The following is an 18,283-nucleotide window of genomic DNA, read 5'->3' on the forward strand; positions in this document are numbered from 1 at the left end:
TTAAGTTAGCATTCCACCATCTACGTTCAAAGTTTGACCTGTAACATATGCACTAAGGTCAGATGCTAAATACAAACATGCATTAGCAACATCTTCTGTAGTTCCTCCACGTTTCAAAGGAATACCTTCTCTCCATCCTTGCACTGTTTTCTCGTCTAATTTAGCTGTCATTTCCGTTTCAATGAAACCAGGTGCTATAGCATTACAACGAATATTTCTAGAACCAAGCTCTAGTGCTACCGATTTAGTAAAACCTAGAATACCCGCTTTAGAAGCTGCATAGTTAGTTTGACCCGCATTACCTTTAACTCCAACAACAGAACTCATATTTATAATAGACCCTTTTCTTTGTTTAAGCATTGTACGTTGTACCGCTTTGGTCATATTAAAAACAGATTTTAAGTTTACCTCTATTACTTTATCAAAGTCTTCTTCTGATATACGCATTAAAAGGTTATCTTTTGTAATACCCGCGTTGTTAATTAAAATATCAATGGCACCAAACTCTTCTACTACATCACTTGCCAATTTTTGAGCTTGCTCAAAATCAGCTGCATTGCTTTGGTATCCTTTTACCTTTACACCTTGCTCTTTTAATTCTGTTTCAAGAGCATTTGCTGCCTCTACAGATGAACTGTATGTAAAAGCAATATTTGCACCATGCTTTGCAAAAACTTCTGCAATACCTTTACCAATACCTCTACTAGCACCAGTTATAATTGCCGTCTTTCCTTCTAAAAGTTTCATTTACGGTTAAAATATATTGATTATTAATTTCAAATATAACAAATCCATATTCTAGAAAATAAAAAAACCTCACTTTTCAGTAAGGTTTTCTAAAACTATTTTTACAAATCACTATTTTTCAAATCTTTAGGCTTCTCATAATTAAATAGATAATCTACATCTAACTCCTTTACATCCCCTAATTTACTTAGTGCTTTCATGTCTACTTCTTTCTTATTCCCTATCACCATTACATTGTAATTTTCCTTTTTAATATTATCATCAAAAAATGTATGTAAATCGTCTAAGGTCATATTTTTAATAGTATTGTACATTTCTTCTCTGTTATCATAATCTATACCTCTTTTGGTAAGTCTTTCATACGTCCAGAAAATACCTGTTTTGGTAATTCTCTGTGCTGCTATTTTTTTCAAGGCTGCATCTTTTGCTGCATTAAACTGTTGCTCTGCATCTGGCATATTTTTCATAAGATCCATCATAGCATCCACTGCTTGAGGCATTTTATTAGTTTGCGTACCAATATAAGCGTAAACATAATTAGCCTTATCCTTTTCTGCAGCATTTGAATAACTAGCAAAGGCAGAATATGCTAATGCCTTAGACTCTCTTATCTCCTGAAAAACTATAGATGACAAACCACTACCAAAATAGGCATTAAATAAGGTAGAAGCTGCCATATTTTTAGGATCAAATGGAGCACTTTTGGCTAAAAACAACATTTCTGTTTGCACCATATCATAATCTACAAAGTACACATTACCTCCAGTTTCTTGTTCGGTATATGTTTTAGCAACAGGGTAATCTTTTAAAGTTTCAGGCAACGTATGCTCTTTATTTAAAGCATTTACTGCAGCATCTACATCTTTTCCATAGTAAAAAATTCTTTGTTTATAATCTTTTAAATCTTTTACAAGATCAACTAAAACTTCCGGATCTTTTTCCTTTAATTCAGAAACTGTATAAATATTTCTTAAAGATGAATTTTCCCCATATTTACCATAACTCATTAATCCATTCCATAAAATAAAGCTTTTCTGGCTCACATTATCCTGTCTGCCTTTAGCTATTTTATCTACGTATTTATCATAAGTTTCTTGGTTTGCTACTGCATTACTCCACAACTCTTCTAATAAGGTTAATCCTTTAGGTAGGTTTTCTTTGAGTCCGGTTAAAGCTAAATATGTTTGGTCATTATCTGTACCTACATAATAACTTACACCTAACTTATAAAACTCTTTTTTTAAGGCTTCTGGTGAGTATTTATCGGTACCCACATATTCTAGGTAGTTGATTGCTGTACTTAAATCTTTATTAGCATCGTCTCCCATGTCAAAAATGAAATACAGCTCAAATAAGTCGTTTAATTCATTATTAATATATGAAACCTCCAATCCATTATCCAACGTTGTTTTCTTAATAGCTTTATCAAAATCTACATACTGAGGCTGTAAAGCAGGCGGCTCTTGCTCCATAAACTTGGTCATGTATACAGACTGCTTATCTCTATTTAATTTAACTTGCGATATTTTAGGATTTTCAACTTTAACAATGTTTTTATCTTCTCCCTGACGCTTATATATAACTACATAATTATCTTTATAAAACTCATTAGCAAAAGCTACTAGTTCTTCTTTAGATATTTTCTTTAAATCATCTAAAAACTTCACTTTATCTGCCCAAGATTCATGATGTATAAATGCATCATAATAAGCACCTGCTAAAGCTGTACTATTTTCGTATCTACGCGTTTGGCTCAATTTCAAATCATTTACTACAGCTTCAATCATCCAATCTTCAAATTCACCTTTTTTTAGTTTTTCTATCTGCTCTAACAATAAATCTTTTGCTTCTTCTAAGGTCTGATTTGCTTTTGGAGTAGCGGTAAATGCATGATATCCATATTCATTCATAAAATTAGGGTAACAACTTGCTCTCTGTACGGCTTGTTTTTGATTTAAATTTAAATCAATTAAACCAGCATTACCGTTAGCCATAATCATATCGCAAAGTGTTACAAACTTTTCATCTTTGCTACCTACCCCACCCGTTCTAAATGCAATTTCTACATTTTCAGCAGTAGGTCCATACACTTCTTTTACAATAGGACTAGTAATCGGCTCTTCTTTAGGTAATGTAGGATGTGTTACTTCTTTCTTTTTTAATTTCCCAAAAGTTGCGTCTACCGCTTTTATAGTTTTGTCATAATCAATATCCCCAACTAAAACCATTGCCATATTGTTAGGTACATAATATTTATTAAAATATTCATGTATGGCAACCATAGACGGATTCTTTAAATGCTCGCCCTCTCCTATAGTAGTTTGCGTTCCATATGGATGTGTTGGAAATAACCCTGCTAATGCGGCATGATACATTTTAGAATAATCATTATCTTGTCCTCTGTTAAACTCTTCAAAAACCGCTTCTAACTCAGTATGAAATAACCTTAATACCAACTCACTAAAACGATCACTTTCTAAAGCTAACCACTTATTTAATTCATTCGCTGGTATTTTATTATGATATACTGTTTCTTCTGTAGAAGTATGAGCATTTGTACCTAACGCTCCCATAGATTGCGTCATTTTATCATACTCATTTGCAACAGAATAATTAGATGCTTCTAAAGAAACACTATCAATTTTACGATATATAGCCAATTTCTCCTCAGGATTAGTAGCATTCTTATGTTGCTCATACAAATCTGATATTTGCTTTAAATACTCTTTTTCTTTCTCCCAATCTAGCGTTCCAATCTCGTGCGTACCTTTAAAAAGCATATGTTCTAGGTAATGCGCCAAACCAGTTGTTTCTTTAGGGTCGTAAGTAGAACCTGCCCTAACAGCAATATAGGTTTGAATCTTTGGCTCGTCATTATTTTTACTTAAATAAACCTTTAAACCGTTGTCTAAGGTATAAAGTCTTAACCCTGTAGGGTCGTTAGTTACATATTCATAACTATAACCCGCCGGGTCTTTTTCTGTTTTTGTAAGAATTTCAGAAGATTCTCCTTTAATTTCTTTAGACTGATTACAACTTACAAAGAAGACTGTTGTCATCAATAAACCGGTAACCAGTTTGTAAATGTTTTTCATAAAAAGTTGTTTTTTAGTTGAATGAATGTATAAAATAAAAAAAGTCATCAGTAAAGATAACTGATGACTTTCAATTTTATTATAAGATTTTTCTTAAATTTCTAAGAAAGAACTTCTTTTACTTTTTTACCTATTTCAGCAGGAGAATCTACAACGTGGATTCCACATTCTTTCATAATTGCTTTTTTAGCTTCTGCAGTATCTTCTGCTCCACCAACAATAGCACCAGCATGTCCCATTGTTCTACCTTTAGGTGCTGTTTCACCGGCAATAAAACCAACAACTGGTTTAGTTCCGTTTTCTTTCACCCATTTAGCAGCTTCTGGCTCTAACTGACCACCAATTTCACCTATCATAACAATACATTTTGTATCGTCATCATTCATAAGTAACTCTACTGCTTCTTTCGTAGTTGTACCAATAATTGGGTCACCACCAATACCAATTGCTGTGGTAATACCTAATCCTTGACGTACTACTTGGTCTGCTGCTTCATAAGTTAATGTACCAGATTTAGATACAATACCAACTTCTCCTTCTTTGAAAACAAAACCTGGCATAATACCAACCTTAGCTTCACCTGGAGTAATTACACCCGGACAGTTAGGTCCAATTAATCTACAGTCTTTAGATTTTATGTAATCAAATGCTTTAATCATATCCGCTACAGGAATTCCTTCTGTAATTGTAATAATTACTTTAATTCCTGCGTCAGCAGCTTCCATAATTGCATCTGCTGCAAATGCAGGCGGAACAAAAATAATAGTAGTATCTGCTCCTACTTTTTCTACCGCTTCTTGAACGGTGTTAAATACAGGTTTTCCTAAATGCTCTTGGCCTCCTTTTCCTGGAGTAACTCCACCAACAACGTTAGTACCATATGCAATCATTTGCTCTGCATGGAAAGTACCTTCACTACCGGTAAAACCCTGAACAATTATTTTAGAATCTTTATTGACTAAAACACTCATTGTTAATTTTTTTAAGTTTTAAGCTATACAAAAATATGTTTTTGAAAATGAAAATTAAAGCTATTTATTCTTTAATTTTTGAAATTATAGAAGGTAACATACGTATACTTGCTAATTCTTTATACTTTTTACGTGCTTCTTCTGCAGGAGCTCCAAAATAAGTAGTATTTCCAGGAACTGATTTTGTTAAGGCTGATTTTGCTAATACTACAGTTTTTGCACCTATAGTTATACCACTAACCAGACCTACTTGCCCCCATAAGGTTACTTCATCTTCTAATACAACACAACCAGCAATACCAGTTTGCCCTGCAATTAAACAACGTTCTCCTATAACAGTATCATGCCCTATATGAACTTGATTGTCCATTTTAGTACCTTTCTTAATAGTTGTATCACCTGTAACACCCTTATCAATAGTACATAGTGCACCTATTTCTACATCATCTTCTATAACAACTCTACCTCCAGATTTTAGTTTATCAAAACCTTCAGGTCGTTTTTTATAATAAAAAGCATCTGCACCTAAAACAGTACCAGAATGTATAATCACATTATTCCCTATAACGGCATTATCATAAATAGAAACATTACCATGTATTATACAATTATCACCTATAACCACATTGTTCCCTACAAAGGCTCCTGGTTGAATAACCGTATTAACACCAATTTTAGCAGAAGTTGTTACTAAATTATCTGCTTTTATAAAAGGTTTAAAATAATTGGTAAGTTTATTAAAATCTCTAAAAGGATCATCTGATATTAAAAGCGCTTTGCCTTCAGGAGCTTCTACTTCTTTATTAATTAAAATAATAGTTGCTGCAGAATTTAAAGCTTTATCATAATATTTAGGATGATCTACAAAAACAATATCACCTGGTTCTACCACATGAATTTCATTCATTCCGTGTACAGGAAAATCTTCTGCGCCTACAAATGTAGCATCTATAATAGTTGCTATTTGTTTTAATGTGTGTGGTTGAGGAAATTTCATATATAAAAAAATTCCCGTTTAATGTAACGGGAATTAATCTTAAAGTTATTCTTTAATTCTTTCTACGTAAGTGCCTTTCTCTGTTTCTATTTTAACTTTATCACCTTCATTAATAAATAAAGGCACATTTACAGCGGCACCAGTTTCTGTAGTTGCAGGTTTTGTTGCGTTTGTAGCAGTATTACCTTTAACACCAGGTTCTGTATGTGTAATTTCTAAAATTACATGACTTGGCATTTCTACAGATAATGGACTATTATCTTCAGCATTGAAAATGATAGTTACCACTTCTCCCTCTTTTAATAAATCAGGACTATCTAAGTTATCTTTAGGTAATTGAATTTGGTTGTAATCCTCTGTATTCATAAAGTGAAACATATCACCTTCAGGATACAAGTATTGGTAACTTCTAGTTTCCACTCTTACATCCTCTATCTTGTGACCTGCAGAGAAGGTATTATCAATTACTTTACCAGTAGTTACACTTTTTAATTTTGTTCTTACGAAAGCAGGACCTTTACCTGGCTTAACATGTAAAAACTCAATAATTTTAAATATATCATGATTGTATTTAATACACAATCCTTTTCTAATATCCGACGTACTTGCCATTACAGTTATATATTAATTTGTACTAAAATATCCTTTCATTATACCTCTCTGAGAATCTTTAATGAATTGTAAAATTTCATCTCTTTCAGAAGTAGCTTCCATTTCGGCTTCAATGATAGCAGCCGCCTGGGTATTATTATAATTTCTTTGGTATAAAATTCTGTAAATATCCTGAATTTCTCTAATTTTTTCAGTTGAGAATCCACGACGTCTCAATCCTACTGAATTAATACCTACATACGATAGCGGCTCTCTTGCTGCTTTTACAAAAGGAGGCACATCTTTTCTTACCAAAGAACCTCCTGTTACAAAGGCATGGTTACCTACAGAACAAAACTGGTGTACTGCTGTCATACCCGCCATTACTACATAATCTCCAACAGTAATATGCCCAGCCAAGGTTGTATTATTAGAAAATATGCACGAATTACCAACAATACAGTCGTGGGCAACGTGAGAATAGGCCATAATTAAGCAATTATCTCCTATTTTCGTTTTCATTCTATCTGTAGTTCCTTTATTTATAGTAACACACTCTCTAATAGTTGTGTTATCGCCAATTTCCGTAGTTGTTTCCTCTCCTTGATATTTTAAATCTTGAGGAGGAGCAGAAATTACAGCACCAGGAAAAATACTACAATTTTTTCCAATTCTGGCACCTTCCATTATGGTTACATTAGAACCAATCCATGTACCTTCTCCTATAATAACATTATTATGGATAGTTGCAAATGGTTCTATGACAACATTTTTAGCAATTTTTGCACCTGGATGTACATATGCAAGGGGTTGATTCATCTTTTGTCTATTTTACTTTTACAATTTGTGCCATTAGTTCAGCTTCTGAAACTAACTTGTCATTTGCATAGGCATAAGCTTGCATATGACATATTCCTCTTCTAATAGGAGAAATAAGGTCACATTTAAAAATTATGGTATCTCCTGGTAAAACTTGTTGTTTAAATTTCACCTTATCCATTTTCATGAAATACGTTAAATAGTTTTCAGGATCTGGCACAGAACTAAGTACTAAAATACCACCAGTTTGAGCCATTGCCTCTACTTGTAATACACCAGGCATAACAGGTGCATCAGGGAAGTGACCAACAAAGAAAGGCTCGTTCATAGTAACATTTTTAACACCTACTACACTACTATCTGTTAACTCAAGAATTTTATCTACTAATAAAAACGGAGGTCTGTGAGGTAACATTTTCATGATTTGTGTTATATCCATTAAAGGCTTAGCACTTAAATCATATTTAGGCACATTATTACGTTTTTCCAACTTAATAATTTTTGCCATTTTTTTAGCAAACTGAGTGTTAATAAAGTGTCCTGGTTTATTAGCAATCACTTTACCTCTAATTCTAACACCAATTAAAGCTAAGTCACCAATTACATCTAATAATTTGTGTCTTGCAGCCTCATTAGGGTAATGTAACGTTAAGTTATCTAAAATACCATTAGGCTTTACCGAAATACTATCTTTATCAAAAGCTACTTTTAGCTTTTCCATAGTATTTTCAGAAAGTTCTTTATCTACGTAAACAATAGCATTATTAAGGTCTCCACCTTTAATTAAGCCATGTTCTAATAACATTTCTAATTCATGAAGGAAACTAAAAGTTCTTGCATCGGCAATTTCACTTTTAAATTCATCCATTTTCTTGATAGATGCATTTTGAGTACCTAAAACTTTAGTACCAAAATCTACCATAGTAGTAACTTGATAATCATCAGAAGGAATAATAGTTATTTCACTACCCGTTTCTTCATCTGTATATGAAATTACATCTTTAACAATATACTCTTCTCTAGGTGATTCCTGTTCTAAAATTCCTGCTTCTTCAATAGCTTCTACAAAAAACTTAGAAGAACCATCCATAATAGGAGGCTCAGAGGCGTTCAGCTCAATTAAAACATTATCAAGATCCATACCCACAAGTGCTGCAAGTACATGCTCACAAGTTTGTATTTTCACCCCAAATTTCTCAAGTACAGTACCTCTTTGGGTATTAATAACGTAACTTACGTCTGCTTCAATTTTAGGAGCACCTTCTAGATCTACTCTAACAAATACAAATCCATGATTTTCTGGAGCTGGTTTAAATGTTAGGGTTACTTCATTTCCTGTATGTAATCCAACTCCTTTAAGGGTTGTTTCTTTTGCAATTGTTTTTTGGTTTAAAGCCAAACTACTCATTATTTCGATTGTTTTTCTAATTTATTTACTGTTGAGGCTAATTTTGGTAAATTCTTAAACAACACATAAGATTTACTAAAATCTGCATAATTTAAAGCCGGAGATCCTTGTAAAGACGTTCCATCTTTTACATTTCCAATCACACCTGATTGCGCTTGAATCTTCACATTATTACCAATAGTAATATGCCCTACAATACCTACTTGCCCACCAATCATACAATTCTTTCCAATTTTTGTAGAACCCGCAACACCTGATTGGGCTGCTATCACGGTATTTTCACCAATTTCTACATTATGTGCTATTTGTATCTGATTATCTAGCTTCACTCCTCTTCTAATAATAGTAGAACCTAATGTAGCTCTATCAATAGTGGTACCTGCTCCAACATCTACATAATCTTCTAAAATCACATTTCCTGTTTGAGGAACCTTGGTAAATTCTCCGTTCTCATTAGGTGCAAAACCAAAACCATCGGCCCCTATAACAACACTACTATTTATAACACAGTGGTTACCAATAACAGTCTCAGAATATATTTTAGAACCTGCAAAAATGATTACATTATCACCTATTGTTACATTATCACCTATGTAAGCATTAGGATAAATTTTTACATTTTCACCTATTTTTACATTTTCACCTATATAAGTAAACGCCCCCAAATATACATTTTCTCCATAACTTGAAGATTCAGCTATAAAAATTGGAGATTCAATACCGGACTTATTATTTTTCACCTGATTGTAGTATTCTAATAATTTAGAGAATGCTTTATAAGCATCATCTACCTTAATCAGATTTGTAGTGATTTCTTTATCGTATTCAAAATTCTTATCTACAATAGTAGCTGAGGCTTTTGTGGTATATATATACTGCTTATACTTAGGATTCGCTAAAAAAGTTAAATCACCTTTTTTTCCTTCCTCAATTTTAGCCAAATTATATAGTTCCTCCTCTGGGTTACCTACTATTTCGCCTTCTAATAGGGCTGCTATTTGTTGTATGGTAAATTTCATCAGCCCAAAATTAAAAAAAATACTAAAGAAATCGTTTTTAAAATAAATTATAAATAGTTTTAAGTATAAAAAAGATAAAGAATTGAGTGTTTTTAGGTATAATTAAACTTTTAAGCTCGTTAAATTAATAAGATTAAATTATGAAAAAATCATATCCCGCAGCATTACCTCCTCCAAAAACCGATGTTACGTATTTATCTTCTGCTTTATATGAAGATGGTATTAATGTGTCTAATCAAAGTACTAGAAAACGCGTTATTGTTCCTCTTCACAAAAAAGAATCAGACACTTTACATAGAATGTTTAATGTGATGCAACCAGAAACGTATATAAGGCCTCATTACCATAAAAGAGAAAACAAATGCGAATCTGTTATTGTTTTAAAAGGTGCTATTTGCTTTATTACGTTTTCTTTAGAAGGTATTCCATTATCTTTTAAGAGAATAGAGGCTGGAACTGAATATTTTGGTGTAGATCTAGAGCCTAATGTTATCCACTCATTTTTGGTACTCGAAAAGAATACCATTATATATGAAGTAAAACCAGGACCTTATATTAAAAGTAGTGATAAAGATTTTATGACTTGGGCACCAGAAGAAGGAACGGAAGAAAGTTTGTTATATTTGGAAAATTTAAAAAATGAAATGTTGGCTGTTAACAGTTAACTACCCTAACTATTTTGAACTTTTAAGTATATGGATCTACAAGATCAGTTAAAAAAATTATTTCCAGACCATGAGGTACCGGAAGAAACAGTTGAAAATGATAAGAATGCCATCTGGATGCAAGATGAACCACTTCTTTGTAAATATGAAAAGAGAAAAGGTAAACCCCAAACTATTATCTCTGGATACAATGGTGCTACTGAGGATTTTAAAATTTTAGCCAAAGAATTAAAAACAACCCTTAGTGTTGGAGGAAGTTTTAAAAATGATGAAATCATTATCCAGGGAGATTATCGTGACAAAATCATGGAGCTATTGAAAAATAAAGGGTTTAAAGTGAAAAGGGTTGGCGGTTAATAACTTAACCTCAATAAAATGTGAATTTTTAGTTAAAAATTTATACATTTAGCTTCCCTAACTAAAATTTTTAACTAAAATTATGAGTAAAACCCTTCACATTACAAATGGTGATGCCCTCACAGAACAGTTGTCGCAAACTTCTGTAAATGGCAGTATCATTACATGGCGCGAAATCTTGTGCGAAGGAAAAACTACCGTAGACGTAGGTAGTGAATCTTTTTGGAAAACAAGGTTTGATTACTTAAAAACCAATTACAAAACAACCAAGCAAACTTTTATTGAAAAAACTTTAAAAGAATACAGGAGGCTTTGTAACGAAAAACAGCAAGATGAAATAGTGCTTTGGTTTGACAATGATTTATTTTGTCAAATAAATATGATTGCTGTTATAAGTTGGTTAAAGAAATTCAGAAAAGGAGTTCAGGTATCATTAGTTTCACCTAAAAAGCAATTTCAGTTTTTCTCTACTATGAATGCTGAACAGCTTGAAAAAATGTACCAGAAACGAATTGAGTTGACACAAGATGATATTGCTTCGGCAGACTATGTCTGGCAATTATACTGCAGTGACTCCCCTATTAGTTTACAAAATTTCTCTTCCTTTAATTCCTCTCAATTTAATTTTCTACAAGAAGCTATTCAAACCCACTTATCCAGATTTCCATCAATTTACAATGGCTTAAATTCTGTGGAAAATTTTGTTTTGAGTGAAGCCACTAAAAGAAAATTAAGCTCTAAAGAAGAACTTATTGTAATGTCATTAAAAAACCAAAAATCTTTTGGTTTTGGAGACTTACAATTTGAAAATATCATAGATAGTTTAAAACCTCTGTTTAAGTCGTTAAACCCGGTAACTTTATCTAAAAAAGGTAAAGAAGTTGTAGATGGTTCTACCAACTTCTATGCTGAGCTTAGAGATGATTATATTTTTTTAGGAGGAAGCCGTAAATATGACTTTTTGTATAATGATGGTACTGGTAAATTACTAAAATTATAGTAGTTTTACTATATGATAAAAGAATCAGAACTTATATTAAACCCTGATGGAAGTATTTACCATTTAAACTTACTTCCTGAAGATATTGCTCCTACTGTTATTTCAGTAGGAGACCCTAAAAGGGTAGAAAGAATTTCTAGGCATTTTGACACTATTGAAGTTAAAAAGCAAAAAAGAGAATTTGTAACGCATACTGGCGTATTAAATGGTAAAAGACTTACCGTAATTGCTACTGGAATAGGACCCGATAATATTGACATTGTTATAAATGAGTTAGATGCTTTAGTGAACATTGACTTAGATAACAGAACTGTTAAAGAAAAACTTACCTCACTTAACATCATAAGAATTGGTACATCAGGCTCTTTACAGGAAGATATTCCTGTAGATAGTTATGTTTTAGCTAAATACGGATTAGGGCTTGATAACATGATTAGATCTTACGATACTAAAGACATTACTGAAAAAGATGTTGAAGATGCCTTTATTGAACATACCGGATGGGATTTAGCAAAAGGGAGACCATCTGTAATTAAAGGAAGTGAAAAATTATTAAAAAAATTAAGTAGTGATAAAACGGTTACAGGTTTTACAGCTACTGCTCCTGGTTTTTACGGCCCACAAGGCAGAATTTTAAGATTAGCTTTACAAGATGCTAGCTTAAACACTAAAATGGATAACTTTAACTTTAATGGTATTAAAGTTACTAACTTAGAAATGGAAACTTCTGCCATATATGGACTTTCAAAACTTTTAGGCCATGAGGCATTATCTGCAAATACCATTATTGCCAATAGAGCAAATGGTACTTTTACAAAAGATCCTTACAAATCTGTAGATGGTTTAATAAAATATATACTTTCTCAGCTAACCATTTAACACCAATTTAAAAATATTTTTTTTTATGCTTTGTATTTTTGATGCAAAGCATAAAACTAATATATGGGAATAGATATACAAGAAGAAGCTTATCTTCAAAGAGATATTAATTGGTTAAGATTTAATCACAGAGTTTTACAAGAAGCAAAAGATTTAAGAAACCCTTTATTTGAAAGAATAAAGTTTTTAGCCATTTTTTCATCAAACCTAGATGAGTTTTTTAAAGTTAGAGTATCTAATCTCAGACAGATAAAAAAAATAGACAGACATACTAGAAAACGTCTGCATTTAAGACCTAACAAAACTTTAAAACAAATACTAAGTGAAGTAAATGAACAACAAATAGATTTTGGTGCTATTTTCAATAATCAAATTATTCCTGAACTAGCCTCCAATAATATTTTCTTTTTAAGTTCTTCACAATACTCAAATGAGCAGATTGATTTTATTAATGCTTATTTTAAAAAAGAAATCAATAAGTTAGAGGTATTGAATCCTGCTACGTTAACTCCTCATTTAGAAGATGGAGTTCTTTACTTTTCTATACTAACTACAGTAAACCAACTTTATTTTGTAAAAATACCTACAGATAAAAGGTTTATACCATTACCAAACTCTAAAGACAATGAGTTTTACTATACTATGATAGATGATATAGTAACATATCAGGTAAACCTTTTATTTAAAGACAAAGAAATAGCAGAAATTGGAGAAATCAAACTCTCAAGAGATGCTGAATTATATTTAGACGAAGATTACGAAGGCGCTTTAGCTGAACAAATTTATGATGCCCTAAAACAAAGAGATGTAGGACAACCTACTAGATTACTTTATGATGCTTCTATTTCTAAGGAACATAGAAAATTATTGAGACATACACTACACATAGGTAAAGTAGATTTAATGCCCGGAGGGAAATATCATAATTTTAGTGATTTCATGAGTTTTAAAAATCCTACTTCTAACAAGGAATTAGAATTTGAAGATCAACCTAATTTAGATCACCCTACCCTATCAAAATCAAAAGACTATTTTAAAACAATATCAGAAAAAGACCAGTTAGTACATTTCCCGTACCAAAAGTTTGATTATGTATCCAAATTAATGGAACAGGCTGCTTCTGACCCAAATGTTACACACATTAAAATTTCTTTATACAGAATTGCGAAGACATCTGCTTTAAATACAGCATTACTTAAAGCTGTAGAAGCAGGTAAAGATGTTACAATTTTTATTGAAGCACAAGCCAGATTTGACGAAGCCAATAATATTAAATGGGGTAAGGCTTTTAGCGATAAAGGAGCTAATGTTATTTATAGTATACCAAACATAAAAGTACACAGTAAAATTTTCTTAATTAAACGTTTAGAAAATAATATTAGCAAAGGTTATGCCTATATAAGTACCGGTAATTTCAATGAGAACACATCTAAAATATATGTAGACCATGGCATTTTTACGGCAGAAAATAAGATTACTAGTGAAATAGAAAAAGTATTTGACGTTTTAGAACGTAAATTAATTATTCCTAAAAATAAACATATTCTAATATCTCCATTTAATACCAGATTGCAATTTAATACTTTAATAGATAATGAGATACAGAATGCAAGAGATGGAAAAAAGGCAAAAATAACAGCTAAAATGAATAGCTTGCACGACAAAAGAATGATTCATAAACTTTATGAAGCATCAAATGCAGGTGTAGAAGTACGATTATTAATTAGAGGCTTTTGTTGCTTAGTACCAGAAACAAAAGGTTTAAGTGACCATATTTATATCACAAGTATTGTAGACAGATATTTAGAACATGGAAGAATTTATTGTTTTGAAAATGGTGGTAATGAAATTATGTTTGTTGGTTCTGCAGATTGGATGACCCGAAATTTAGATTACCGAATTGAAGTTTTAATACCAATAAAAGACACCGATATTTACAAAGAATTAAAACATATTTTAAATCTGCAACTAGATGATAATGTTAAAGCTAGAGTTTTAGATGCTAATTTTACTAATACCTATGTAGGTAACGATCAATCAGACCCAAAACTCCGATCTCAATATGAGATATATGATTACTTAAAAAATAAACTTTAAATTATTTAATAATATTTAAGGATAAAGGATAGTTAGGCTCTTCTCCATTGTTTACCTTAATAGCATTTAATATAGGTAAAACAAAGCTCAATAGAGCAACCGCCATTATAACAACAACGCCTAATCCTAAAAACAACATTAATGGAATGGATGCTAAACTGTAAATACACATACTTATTTGAAAATTAAGTATCATTTTACCATGTTTATCCATTCCAAATATTTTATCTTTTTGAGTTAACCACAAAATTAATGGGACTAAAAAACTAGACAAAAGCTGACTTAAATGTGTTAAGACCAACAGGCTGTTATCTTCTCTCATTGCATACATAATAGTTCATTTTTTTGATTCAACTTATTAGTCGTAAGAGTTTTAAAATGTTACAGCCTATAAATTGTCTAGTTATCTGATTGGTTGGAATTAGGCTGATTATTCCCTTTAATAGTCATAGGGTTAGTAAAATTAATAGTTCTTATAGGGAATGGAATATTAATATCATTTGCATCAAAGGCTGACTTAATTAACATAATAGCTTTCCCCTTTGCTATATTAATATCCATTTGCTTTTTAGCAATAATCCAAAAGCGGAGTTCAAAATTTATAGAACTATCTCCAAATTCAGTGTAGAAAAACTGAACTTCAGAATTAGGTATATCATTAAAATTTTCTTTTATAACATTGGTAGTTACTTCTTCTACCAAGGAAAGATCAGATTCGTAACCTACTCCACAGGTTAAAATTACCTTTGCTGTTGTTGTAGACGAAAAATTCTTTAACGTATTTTCTACTACTAACTTATTAGGTATATAAACATATTTATTATCAGGCTGTTTTAAAGTAGTATTTCTCAAATTGATATCTACCACCTCGCCTACATAATCATTTGTGCTCACCCAATCCCCTATTTTTATATTATCTACCACAGACAACATAATACCAGAAAAAGTATTAGAGAGCGTACCCTGCAATGCTAAACCAATAGCCAAACCAGCTACACCAGCACCTGCTAACATTGTGGTTAACACCTTATTAAGGTTCATTATACCTAATGCCAATATAAGCCCCACCACTATTACCACTACAGAAACAATTTTAGAGATCATTATTTTTACAGATCTCTGCATTTTTGTTCTGTGAAGTAGTTTTAAAATTAACTTACTTATATAACCAGAAAGAAAAAAGGAAACCCCAAAAACTAAAACAGCTAATAAAAAATTGGGAAGACTTACAATTATAGAATCAAACCAACCTCCTAACTTCTCTTGAAGTTTATCCCAAGCAGTTTCAAGCTGCTCACTCATACTAAAATTCTTTTTATTATCGGCAAAAAGAAAATTCATCTGGTATAGTTGTTAAGTTATAAAGATGTTTTAAAATTAAATGATTTATGTTAAAATAAAAAACCTATTCCGTCTAATAACAACAGAATAGGTTTTTGTAGATATAATAAAAAAATTACATCTCTTGTTTTTCCATAGTTTGCGTAGAACGCTTTCTCCAAGCATCTAGCATCCAAGAAGTTTTTTCTAATTCTCTAATGTAAGCACCAATTAAATCAATGGTACCTTCATCATTAGCAGCATCTGCGCACTCTACTACTTTACGCATTTGTTTTAAAATAGCGCCATGATCTTCTAATAGTGCTTCAACCATTTTAACATCAGATAAGTCTGTTTTAGATTCTTTGATATTTGAGATTTCTAAATACTCAGTCAAATTACTTACTGGTTGAAATCTTAAGGTTAAAATTCGCTCAGCAATCTCATCAATTTTAGTTAGCGCATCATTATACATCTCTTCAAATTTTTCATGTAAATCGAAGAAATTATGACCAGAAATATTCCAATGGAAATTTCTAATTTTTTGATAATAAATATGGTAATCTGCTAACAAAACATTAAATTCAAAAATTGTTTTTGATGTTTTTTCTTTATCTAAATTCAAGTAATTCATAGTATTTTTTTTTGTTTCTCTAAAATTACAACAGACACTAGCAAAAGTCAATCATTTTAAGAATGTTTAGCATGCGTTTAACAGTCCCTTAAAATTTGATTTCACTACTTTTTTAATAACTCTATTGAAAAGAGTATTTTTGCATCAAAATAAAATCGTTTATGATACCACAAGATACTATTATAGCCCTAGCCAGCGCCTCTGGAGCCGGAGCAATTGCGGTTATAAGAATTTCTGGAAAAGACGCTATTTCAGTTTGTGAGCCCTTTTTTAAGTCCATTAAAAATAAAAAGCTCTCAACACAGAAAACACATACCATTCATTTAGGACATATTGTTGATGGCAAGCGTGTAATAGACCAGGTATTGGTATCCATATTTAAAGGACCTAACTCTTACACAGGAGAAAATATTATTGAAATATCATGCCATGGATCTACTTATATTCAGCAAGAAATTATACAGTTGTTTCTTAGAAATGGATGTAGAATGGCAGAGGCTGGGGAATTCACATTACGAGCCTTTTTAAATGGAAAAGTAGATTTAAGTCAAGCCGAAGCAGTAGCCGATTTAATAGCTAGTGATAATGCAGCATCTCACCAAATTGCCATGCAACAAATGCGTGGTGGCTTTAGTAATGAAATTAAACAATTAAGAGAAGAGTTACTTAATTTTGCTTCTCTTATTGAATTAGAGCTAGACTTTGCTGAAGAAGATGTTGAATTTGCAGATAGAACACAATTTGAAGCGCTTGTAAACAAAATACAAACGGTTTTAAAACGATTAATAGACTCTTTTGCAGTAGGAAACGTGATTAAAAACGGAATACCTGTAGCTATTGTAGGTGCACCAAATGTAGGTAAGTCTACCCTACTTAATGCTCTTTTAAATGAAGAACGTGCTATTGTAAGTGATATAGCCGGAACAACAAGAGATACCATTGAAGATGAAGTAGTAATACAAGGAATTGGTTTCCGATTTATAGATACAGCCGGTATTAGAGAAACCGAAGATGTAGTAGAAAGTATTGGTATTAAAAAAACCTTTGAAAAAATATCGCAGGCGCAAGTAGTTATTTACCTTTTTGATGCCAGTCATTTTGCAGAAAATAGTAGTTTAATTACTGTTGAAATTGAAAAAATTAAAAACCAGTTTCCTCAAAAACCATTGGTTATTATAGCCAATAAGGTAGACACTATTGATGCTTCACTTATTAAAGAGCAACTACATTACGAACATTTACTTTTACTATCTGCTAAAGAGAAAACTGGAATAGATGATTTAAAAAACACGTTATTGCAATTTATAAATACCGGACAATTACGTAATAACGAGACTATTGTTACCAATGGTAGGCATTATGACTCTCTTTTAAAAGCACTGGAAGAAATAGAAAAAGTACAACTAGGCTTAAATGACGGTTTGTCTGGCGATTTATTAGCCATTGATATACGACAAGCATTATACTACTTTGGCGAGATAACTGGCGAAGTTACTTCAGATGATTTACTAGGTAATATTTTCGCCAACTTCTGTATTGGGAAATAATTTTAGCTACCGTTAATTGTAGTTAAATAACGGTAACTAAAATAATTTGAAGCTAAAAAAGACAAACATGCTCTTTTAGTTTTAATATAAAGCACAAACCCCAACAACTTTTACTTAGCTGTTGGGGTTGTTTTACT

17 protein-coding genes are annotated in these 18,283 nt (G+C 31.7%); 6 read left to right on the plus strand and 11 right to left on the minus strand.

Going from position 1 to position 18,283, the window contains the following annotated elements:
* The 8 genes from fabG to lpxD all read right to left on the minus strand — a co-directional run bounded on the left by fabG (position 1) and on the right by lpxD (position 9,647).
* The gene (fabG, locus tag Y10_RS09700) at positions 1 to 747 is read right to left on the minus strand and encodes a 3-oxoacyl-[acyl-carrier-protein] reductase (protein ID WP_281765184.1); all 747 of its coding nucleotides are present in this window, start codon (positions 745 to 747) and stop codon (positions 1 to 3) included.
* Positions 748 to 848: 101 nt separating this feature from the next.
* On the minus strand, positions 849 to 3,842 hold the full coding sequence (locus Y10_RS09705) for a M16 family metallopeptidase (protein WP_281765185.1): 2,994 nt from the start codon (positions 3,840 to 3,842) through the stop codon (positions 849 to 851).
* Between the two features lie 101 nt (positions 3,843 to 3,943).
* Positions 3,944 to 4,813, minus strand: coding sequence for a succinate--CoA ligase subunit alpha (gene sucD, locus Y10_RS09710; RefSeq protein ID WP_281765186.1), 870 nt, complete (start codon positions 4,811 to 4,813; stop codon positions 3,944 to 3,946).
* Between the two features lie 64 nt (positions 4,814 to 4,877).
* Positions 4,878 to 5,810, minus strand: a complete 933-nt coding sequence (locus Y10_RS09715) for a UDP-3-O-(3-hydroxymyristoyl)glucosamine N-acyltransferase (protein WP_281765187.1) — start codon at positions 5,808 to 5,810, stop codon at positions 4,878 to 4,880.
* A 45-nt stretch (positions 5,811 to 5,855) separates the two neighbouring features.
* Positions 5,856 to 6,422, minus strand: a complete 567-nt coding sequence (gene efp / locus Y10_RS09720; protein WP_281765188.1) for an elongation factor P — start codon at positions 6,420 to 6,422, stop codon at positions 5,856 to 5,858.
* A gap of 12 nt (positions 6,423 to 6,434) precedes the next feature.
* Positions 6,435 to 7,220, minus strand: a complete 786-nt coding sequence (lpxA, locus tag Y10_RS09725; RefSeq protein WP_281765189.1) for an acyl-ACP--UDP-N-acetylglucosamine O-acyltransferase — start codon at positions 7,218 to 7,220, stop codon at positions 6,435 to 6,437.
* A gap of 7 nt (positions 7,221 to 7,227) precedes the next feature.
* The gene (locus Y10_RS09730; protein ID WP_281765190.1) at positions 7,228 to 8,628 is read right to left on the minus strand and encodes a bifunctional UDP-3-O-[3-hydroxymyristoyl] N-acetylglucosamine deacetylase/3-hydroxyacyl-ACP dehydratase; all 1,401 of its coding nucleotides are present in this window, start codon (positions 8,626 to 8,628) and stop codon (positions 7,228 to 7,230) included.
* Positions 8,628 to 9,647 carry a UDP-3-O-(3-hydroxymyristoyl)glucosamine N-acyltransferase gene (gene lpxD, locus Y10_RS09735; RefSeq protein WP_281765191.1) on the minus strand — a complete coding sequence of 340 codons (1,020 nt, stop codon included), beginning with the start codon at positions 9,645 to 9,647 and terminating at the stop codon, positions 8,628 to 8,630. The genes Y10_RS09730 and lpxD overlap by 1 nt, the downstream gene beginning before the upstream one ends.
* A 140-nt stretch (positions 9,648 to 9,787) precedes the next feature.
* Here lpxD and Y10_RS09740 point away from each other — a divergent pair, with 140 nt between their 5' ends.
* From Y10_RS09740 to ppk1, 5 genes are all read left to right on the plus strand, one after another.
* The gene (locus Y10_RS09740) at positions 9,788 to 10,312 is read left to right on the plus strand and encodes a WbuC family cupin fold metalloprotein (RefSeq protein ID WP_281765192.1); all 525 of its coding nucleotides are present in this window, start codon (positions 9,788 to 9,790) and stop codon (positions 10,310 to 10,312) included.
* A gap of 30 nt (positions 10,313 to 10,342) precedes the next feature.
* The gene (locus Y10_RS09745) at positions 10,343 to 10,669 is read left to right on the plus strand and encodes a translation initiation factor (RefSeq protein ID WP_281765193.1); all 327 of its coding nucleotides are present in this window, start codon (positions 10,343 to 10,345) and stop codon (positions 10,667 to 10,669) included.
* A gap of 82 nt (positions 10,670 to 10,751) precedes the next feature.
* The gene (locus tag Y10_RS09750; protein ID WP_281765194.1) at positions 10,752 to 11,669 is read left to right on the plus strand and encodes a DUF1835 domain-containing protein; all 918 of its coding nucleotides are present in this window, start codon (positions 10,752 to 10,754) and stop codon (positions 11,667 to 11,669) included.
* 12 nt (positions 11,670 to 11,681) lie between these two features.
* Positions 11,682 to 12,548 (plus strand): nucleoside phosphorylase, encoded by an 867-nt coding sequence (locus Y10_RS09755; protein WP_281765195.1) that lies wholly within the window; start codon positions 11,682 to 11,684, stop codon positions 12,546 to 12,548.
* Positions 12,549 to 12,611: 63 nt separating this feature from the next.
* Entirely contained in the window at positions 12,612 to 14,645 is a 2,034-nt protein-coding gene (gene ppk1, locus Y10_RS09760) for a polyphosphate kinase 1 (protein WP_281765196.1), read from the plus strand.
* A 1-nt stretch (position 14,646) separates the two neighbouring features.
* Here ppk1 and Y10_RS09765 read toward each other — a convergent pair whose 3' ends face one another.
* The 3 genes from Y10_RS09765 to Y10_RS09775 all read right to left on the minus strand — a co-directional run bounded on the left by Y10_RS09765 (position 14,647) and on the right by Y10_RS09775 (position 16,599).
* The gene (locus Y10_RS09765; RefSeq protein ID WP_309297828.1) at positions 14,647 to 14,976 is read right to left on the minus strand and encodes a DUF4870 domain-containing protein; all 330 of its coding nucleotides are present in this window, start codon (positions 14,974 to 14,976) and stop codon (positions 14,647 to 14,649) included.
* A gap of 68 nt (positions 14,977 to 15,044) precedes the next feature.
* Positions 15,045 to 15,986, minus strand: coding sequence for a mechanosensitive ion channel family protein (locus tag Y10_RS09770; RefSeq protein ID WP_281765197.1), 942 nt, complete (start codon positions 15,984 to 15,986; stop codon positions 15,045 to 15,047).
* A 115-nt stretch (positions 15,987 to 16,101) separates the two neighbouring features.
* Positions 16,102 to 16,599 carry a Dps family protein gene (locus Y10_RS09775; RefSeq protein ID WP_281765198.1) on the minus strand — a complete coding sequence of 166 codons (498 nt, stop codon included), beginning with the start codon at positions 16,597 to 16,599 and terminating at the stop codon, positions 16,102 to 16,104.
* A 161-nt stretch (positions 16,600 to 16,760) separates the two neighbouring features.
* On the opposite strand from Y10_RS09775, the gene mnmE reads away from it, so the two are divergent.
* Positions 16,761 to 18,146 (plus strand): tRNA uridine-5-carboxymethylaminomethyl(34) synthesis GTPase MnmE, encoded by a 1,386-nt coding sequence (gene mnmE, locus Y10_RS09780; RefSeq protein WP_281765199.1) that lies wholly within the window; start codon positions 16,761 to 16,763, stop codon positions 18,144 to 18,146.
* Positions 18,147 to 18,283: the final 137 nt, after the last annotated feature.

It is taken from the genome of Neptunitalea lumnitzerae (assembly GCF_027924185.1).
GTDB classification, from domain to species: domain Bacteria; phylum Bacteroidota; class Bacteroidia; order Flavobacteriales; family Flavobacteriaceae; genus Neptunitalea; species Neptunitalea lumnitzerae.

Excerpts from the sequence above, each read along its gene's own strand:
- Y10_RS09740 (WP_281765192.1), top strand. The coding sequence starts at position 9,788 with ATGAAAAAATCATATCCCGCAGCATTACCTCCTCCAAAAACCGATGTT.
- mnmE (WP_281765199.1), top strand. The coding sequence starts at position 16,761 with ATGATACCACAAGATACTATTATAGCCCTAGCCAGCGCCTCTGGAGCC.
- Y10_RS09765 (WP_309297828.1), bottom strand. The coding sequence starts at position 14,976 with ATGTATGCAATGAGAGAAGATAACAGCCTGTTGGTCTTAACACATTTA.
- ppk1 (WP_281765196.1), top strand. The coding sequence starts at position 12,612 with ATGGGAATAGATATACAAGAAGAAGCTTATCTTCAAAGAGATATTAAT.
- fabG (WP_281765184.1), bottom strand. The coding sequence starts at position 747 with ATGAAACTTTTAGAAGGAAAGACGGCAATTATAACTGGTGCTAGTAGA.
- sucD (WP_281765186.1), bottom strand. The coding sequence starts at position 4,813 with ATGAGTGTTTTAGTCAATAAAGATTCTAAAATAATTGTTCAGGGTTTT.
- Y10_RS09770 (WP_281765197.1), bottom strand. The coding sequence starts at position 15,986 with ATGAATTTTCTTTTTGCCGATAATAAAAAGAATTTTAGTATGAGTGAG.
- efp (WP_281765188.1), bottom strand. The coding sequence starts at position 6,422 with ATGGCAAGTACGTCGGATATTAGAAAAGGATTGTGTATTAAATACAAT.
- Y10_RS09715 (WP_281765187.1), bottom strand. The coding sequence starts at position 5,810 with ATGAAATTTCCTCAACCACACACATTAAAACAAATAGCAACTATTATA.
- lpxD (WP_281765191.1), bottom strand. The coding sequence starts at position 9,647 with ATGAAATTTACCATACAACAAATAGCAGCCCTATTAGAAGGCGAAATA.
- Y10_RS09750 (WP_281765194.1), top strand. The coding sequence starts at position 10,752 with ATGAGTAAAACCCTTCACATTACAAATGGTGATGCCCTCACAGAACAG.
- Y10_RS09730 (WP_281765190.1), bottom strand. The coding sequence starts at position 8,628 with ATGAGTAGTTTGGCTTTAAACCAAAAAACAATTGCAAAAGAAACAACC.
- Y10_RS09755 (WP_281765195.1), top strand. The coding sequence starts at position 11,682 with ATGATAAAAGAATCAGAACTTATATTAAACCCTGATGGAAGTATTTAC.
- Y10_RS09745 (WP_281765193.1), top strand. The coding sequence starts at position 10,343 with ATGGATCTACAAGATCAGTTAAAAAAATTATTTCCAGACCATGAGGTA.
- lpxA (WP_281765189.1), bottom strand. The coding sequence starts at position 7,220 with ATGAATCAACCCCTTGCATATGTACATCCAGGTGCAAAAATTGCTAAA.
- Y10_RS09775 (WP_281765198.1), bottom strand. The coding sequence starts at position 16,599 with ATGAATTACTTGAATTTAGATAAAGAAAAAACATCAAAAACAATTTTT.
- Y10_RS09705 (WP_281765185.1), bottom strand. The coding sequence starts at position 3,842 with ATGAAAAACATTTACAAACTGGTTACCGGTTTATTGATGACAACAGTC.